Origin of the sequence: Synechococcus sp. OH2 (assembly GCF_047462155.1) — a bacterium.
Lineage (GTDB): Bacteria > Cyanobacteriota > Cyanobacteriia > Thermostichales > Thermostichaceae > Thermostichus.
Window position 1 is genome coordinate 57,594 of the sequence record NZ_JANSIR010000067.1, and the last position, 4,742, is coordinate 62,335.

Below are 4,742 nucleotides of genomic sequence, written 5' to 3' on the forward strand. Positions count from 1 at the left end.
CGTCAACGAGGTGCTGGCCAACCGCGCCCTGGAGATTCTGGGGGAGCCTAAGGGGCGCTACGAGCGGGTTAGCCCCAACGACCATGTCAACTATGGCCAGTCCACCAACGATGTCATCCCCACCGCCATTCGTCTGGCCGCCCTACTGCGGGTGCAGCGGGATCTCCTGGGCACGCTGGACAACCTGGTGGCGGCGCTGGAGCAAAAGGCGCAGGAGTTTCGCGCCATCCTCAAGGCGGGCCGCACCCATTTGCAGGATGCAGTGCCGGTGCGCCTAGGGGACAGCTTCGGCGCCTACGCAGCCATCTTTGCCCAGCACCGCCGCTGGATTGAGGAGGCCAGCCAAGCCCTGTGCAGCCTGGGGCTGGGGGGAAGCGCCGTTGGCACCGGCCTCAACACCCATCCCCTATACCGGCAAAAGGTGGTGCAGCGGCTGGCAGAGTACACCCAGTTGCCCCTCACGCCGGCTCCCCATCCCATGGCGGCGATGCAGAGCATGGCCCCCTTGGTGCACCTATCGGGATCCCTGCGCAACCTGGCCCAAGACGGCATCAAATTGGCCAATGACCTGCGGCTGATGGATTCCGGCCCTAAGACCGGCCTTAAAGAGATCCAACTGCCGCCGGTGCAGCCCGGCTCCTCCATCATGCCCGGCAAGTACAACCCGGTGATGGCTGAGATGCTGAACATGGTCTGCTTTCAGGTCATCGGCCTCGACACTGCCATTGTCCTTGCGGCCCAGGCAGGGCAGTTTGAACTCAACGTGATGATGCCCCTGATTGCCTATAACCTCCTGCATAGCCTGCAGATCCTCAACAACAGCCTGCGGGTCTTTACTGAACGTTGCGTCAGCGGCATCACCGCCCAGGCGGATCGCTGTCGCAGCTATGCAGAGGGGACACTGGCTTTGGTGACTGCCCTCAACCCCTACATTGGCTACCTGCAGGCGGCAGAAGTGGCCAAGATCTCCCTGGAAACGGGGAAGCCCATCCGCCAGATTGTCCTAGAGCGCAACTTGATGAGTCCAGAAGAGGTGGCCAGGGTGCTAGATCTAGAGGCCATGAGCCAGATGCGCGTCTAGCCCTTCTGCCACAAAGGCCATTGGCCTCCGCCCCTTCCCCGTCAACACCCCTTTGCCGAGCAAGCCATGGCCGACAGACGACTAAGCTGGTGGACCAAGCTGGCCTATGGGGTGGGGGATCTGGGCACGGGCATGACGGCCAATATCCTCATCTTTTTCCTGCTGCCCTTTCTCACCAATACTGTCGGCCTGGCGGCGGGCCTGGCCGGCAGCATCTACGCCATCACCCGCTTTTGGGATGCCCTCAACGATCCCCTCATCGGCATCCTCAGCGACCGCACCCGCAGCCGTTGGGGTCGTCGCCGCCCCTGGTTGCTGTTTTCGGCTCTTCCCTTTGCCCTGACCTTTGCGGCGCAGTGGTGGATCCCTTTTCCCGGTCGAACTGGGCTTTTGTTTGCCTATTACCTGGCGGTGTCGCTGCTGTTTAACACCTTCTACTCTGCCGCCAACATTCCCTATGCCTCTCTGACAGCGGAGCTAACCCAAGACTACGACGAGCGCACCCAGCTCAACCAGTTCCGCTTTGCCTTCTCGGTGGGGGGCAGCATGGTTGCAGTAGTCAGCTTTCCGCTTTTGGTTAACCTGCTGCCGGATCGGGCTGCCGGCCATCTGCTGGCGGGAGCTTGTTTTGGGGGGATCTCGGCTCTGCCCCTGCTGCTCTGCTTTTGGGGGGTGCGAGAACGGTATCAATCCTGGCGGGATCCGCTGCCCCTACTGCAGCAACTGCGGGTGGCCTTCAGCAACCGCCCCTATCTATTTGTCAGCGGCATCTACCTGTGTTCTTGGCTGGCGTTTCAGTTTACGGCCACGATCATCCCCTATTTCATCGTTTTCTGGATGCAGTTGCCGGAAGTGTGGATCTCGCTAGTGGTGTTGGCGGTTCAGAGCGTTGCGGTGCTGACCCTGTTTGCCTGGACGCGACTGAGCGCCCACCTGGGCAAGCGCGCCATGTACCTGCTCGGGGCGGGGTTTTGGCTGATCTCCCAAGCCGGCCTGTTTTTCCTACAGCCCGGCCAGGAGCGGTTCATGATTGCCCTGGCGCTGTTGGCGGGGGTGGGGGTTTCGGCCACGGCCTATCTCGGCCCCTGGTCGATGTTGCCGGATGTCATCGACCTGGATGAGCTGCAAACTGGGGAGCGGCGGGAAGGGATCTTCTACGCCTTGATGGTGTTCCTGCAAAAGGTAGGCCTAGGACTGGGGCTGTTTTTCCTAGGGCAAGTTCTGGAGTGGTCTGGCTTTATCCCTTCGGTGGCCGGGGGGCCGCCGCCTACCCAGCCGGAATCGGCCCTGTTGGCCATCCGCCTTGCCATTGGCCCCTTGCCGGCGGTGGTTTTAATCGGCGGCATCCTGCTGGTGTGGCTCTACCCCATCACCCGGCAGCGCCACCGGCAGATCCTGCAGGAACTAGAAGCAAGACGGGCGGGAGGGGGTCGCTTCCCCTCTGTTAGTTGAGGATGATGCGCAGGCCGCTGCCGGAGGGCTGCACCGGCTCGGAGTTGGGCAGAATCCGCAGGCCGCTGCCACTGGGCCGGATCCCGGTGTTGTCGGTATTGACGAAGAAGGTGTTGGAGCGGCCATCCCGCTCGTAGACCACCACGTCGTTGGAATTGAACTGGGAGCGGCAGATGATGGGGGAGTTGTCGGCAGCAGTGGCGGCGCTGCAGCGGTAGCCAGGGGCAGAGACCACTTGGCCCTCGGCATCGATGGAAAAAGGAGCTCCCCCGGTCGGGAACGGAGCCAAGAGCGGCTGGCCGGGGTTGAGGATAACCGAGCCACCGGTGCTGGGTTCGACAACGATCCCGCGGCCATCAATGACGATCCGCTGAGCTTGTACAGGAGCGACAGCCCCCAAGAGCAAAGCCAGGCTTAGCCCCAGTGGGCGGGGAAAAAACAGTTTCATCGGACCTCTCCTTTGGCCCAGGGCCATTCCACTCTTTGGGATCCATCGGCTACCTTGGAGGGATCCCTAACTTGATCTTGGCCCCGGTAGGGAGGATAACCCAGGGCGGAAGCCGTCACCTCGCTTGCCAGGATGGGCACTTGGCCTTCGGCTCGACTACCACAGCCCGGAACGCCCCAGCGCCAGACCCACCACCAACATCCCCAACACCAGAAAAGGCTGAGCGCTGGCCTGGTATTTCACGTCGTTGTTGAGGGGATCCCGCAGCAGGTACATGTCTTGGAAGGTGATCTGGGGGATAATGAGCAGCACCAAAATCGCCGCATAGAGTTTTAGGCCGGCTCCCAGCAAAAACGAGGCCATGCCGAACTGAAATAGATCAATCATCAGCGCCGCGATCCAGGCCGCCCCCATAGCGCCAAACATCACCGGCAAAGAGGCGAGTCCAAATTGTCTATCTCCCTCGATGCTTTTGAAATCGTTGACCACGGCAATCCCCAGGCCAGCCAAGCTGTAGACTAAAGTTAGGATGCAGACTGTCCAGTTGAGCTGGCCAAACAGGGCGTGGCCTGTCCACCAGGGCAAAGCAATGTAGCTGGCGCCCAGGGCGTAGTTGCCCAGCCAGCCATTGCGCTTCAGCTTCAGGGGTGGCGCCGAGTAGATGTAGGCAATTAGGGCTCCCGCCAGGGCAATGCAGGTGATCACCGGGAAGTCGTGGCCGGTGTACCAGTCCAGGGCATAGGCCAACCCCAGCCCCAAGATCAGCAGCACCCAGATCTGGATAACCACCCGCTGCAGGGAGATGGCCCCGGAAGGGATGGGGCGGTAAGGCTCGTTGATGGCGTCGATGTCGCGGTCGTAGTACTCGTTCAGGGTCTGGGTGTAGCCGGTCATCAGGGGGCCGGCCAGGATCATGCCCACCAGGATGAGGGCCACGTTCTCCCAAGTCCAGGTGAAATGGCCAGAAGAGGCCGCCCCCGGAATCAGGCCCCACACCAGCGGGATCCAGGTGACGGGCTTCATCAGTTGCAGGTGGACTTGCCAAACGGAGCGAGACTCCACCTCTGCCCCTTTCATGCCCAAAAGTTGACGGACACGCCGGCTGGCGGATCCTTGGTCGGTTTCAGGAGCCGGCGCGGTTTCTGCGCTGGGATCCGCAGCAGGGGCCATTGCGTCTGCCGCTGGCGCCAAAGATGGCTCTTGAGAGGTGCTTTCGCTCATAGTGGGGTGCGCAATCAAACTTCAACAACGGGGATACCCACCCCCATTCTGAGGCATCTTCCCCCGTTCCTCAAAACTTTCCTCTAGACAATCTGCGCTGCCACGAATAGGGATTGGTGCTGGGCCGGGATCCGCTCTTTCTCGGCTGCCGGGATCACCAAGGGGGGCTGCCGGGTGTAGTTGACGGGATCCCGGAACCAAGGTCGGCTGTAGGTGTTGTAAAGGAGGGGCCGGGGAGCGGTAGAACGATTGGCCCGGCCTAGGTGGATCAAGCGGTAATCGAACAGCAGGCAGGATCCCTTGGCCAGCGGCGGATCGACAAAGGGCATCTGCCGGGCCAGCTCGGTGTAGTGGGCCTCGAAAACGGCATGGCTGCCGGGCCAGAGACGGGTTATGCCGTTCTCTTCGTTGACATCCACCAGCGGAATGAGAAGATTGAGGGCATAGCAGGGGATGATGGCATCCAGAATTGCGTCGCCGAAGAGGTGGGAGAGATCCCGGTGAACCTGTTGGTCGGCGGATCCCGGCAGAGAAACTACC

Annotated in this window: 5 protein-coding genes; 2 read left to right on the top strand and 3 right to left on the bottom strand. The window is 61.5% G+C overall.

Features of this window, described 5'->3' with window-relative positions:
• Positions 1-1,081 (top strand): lyase family protein (locus NW835_RS05810; RefSeq protein WP_414414768.1); only part of this gene is annotated, 1,081 nt, incomplete at its 5' end.
• A gap of 66 nt (positions 1,082-1,147) precedes the next feature.
• The gene (locus NW835_RS05815; protein ID WP_414414769.1) at positions 1,148-2,533 is read left to right on the top strand and encodes an MFS transporter; all 1,386 of its coding nucleotides are present in this window, start codon (positions 1,148-1,150) and stop codon (positions 2,531-2,533) included.
• Here NW835_RS05815 and NW835_RS05820 read toward each other — a convergent pair.
• The 3 genes from NW835_RS05820 to NW835_RS05830 all read right to left on the bottom strand — a co-directional run.
• Positions 2,526-2,981 carry a hypothetical protein gene (locus NW835_RS05820; RefSeq protein WP_414414770.1) on the bottom strand — a complete coding sequence of 152 codons (456 nt, stop codon included), beginning with the start codon at positions 2,979-2,981 and terminating at the stop codon, positions 2,526-2,528. The genes NW835_RS05815 and NW835_RS05820 overlap by 8 nt on opposite strands.
• Before the next feature lie 156 nt (positions 2,982-3,137).
• Positions 3,138-4,151, bottom strand: a complete 1,014-nt coding sequence (gene chlG / locus NW835_RS05825; RefSeq protein WP_414414771.1) for a chlorophyll synthase ChlG — start codon at positions 4,149-4,151, stop codon at positions 3,138-3,140.
• A gap of 134 nt (positions 4,152-4,285) precedes the next feature.
• Positions 4,286-4,742, bottom strand: a 457-nt coding sequence (locus NW835_RS05830) for a phytanoyl-CoA dioxygenase family protein (protein WP_414414772.1), incomplete at its 5' end; no start/stop codon positions are given.

What these genes read in the sequence shown, in the direction of transcription:
- NW835_RS05815 (WP_414414769.1), top strand. Translation starts at nt 1,148, where the DNA reads ATGGCCGACAGACGACTAAGCTGGTGGACCAAGCTGGCCTATGGGGTG.
- NW835_RS05820 (WP_414414770.1), bottom strand. Translation starts at nt 2,981, where the DNA reads ATGAAACTGTTTTTTCCCCGCCCACTGGGGCTAAGCCTGGCTTTGCTC.
- chlG (WP_414414771.1), bottom strand. Translation starts at nt 4,151, where the DNA reads ATGGCCCCTGCTGCGGATCCCAGCGCAGAAACCGCGCCGGCTCCTGAA.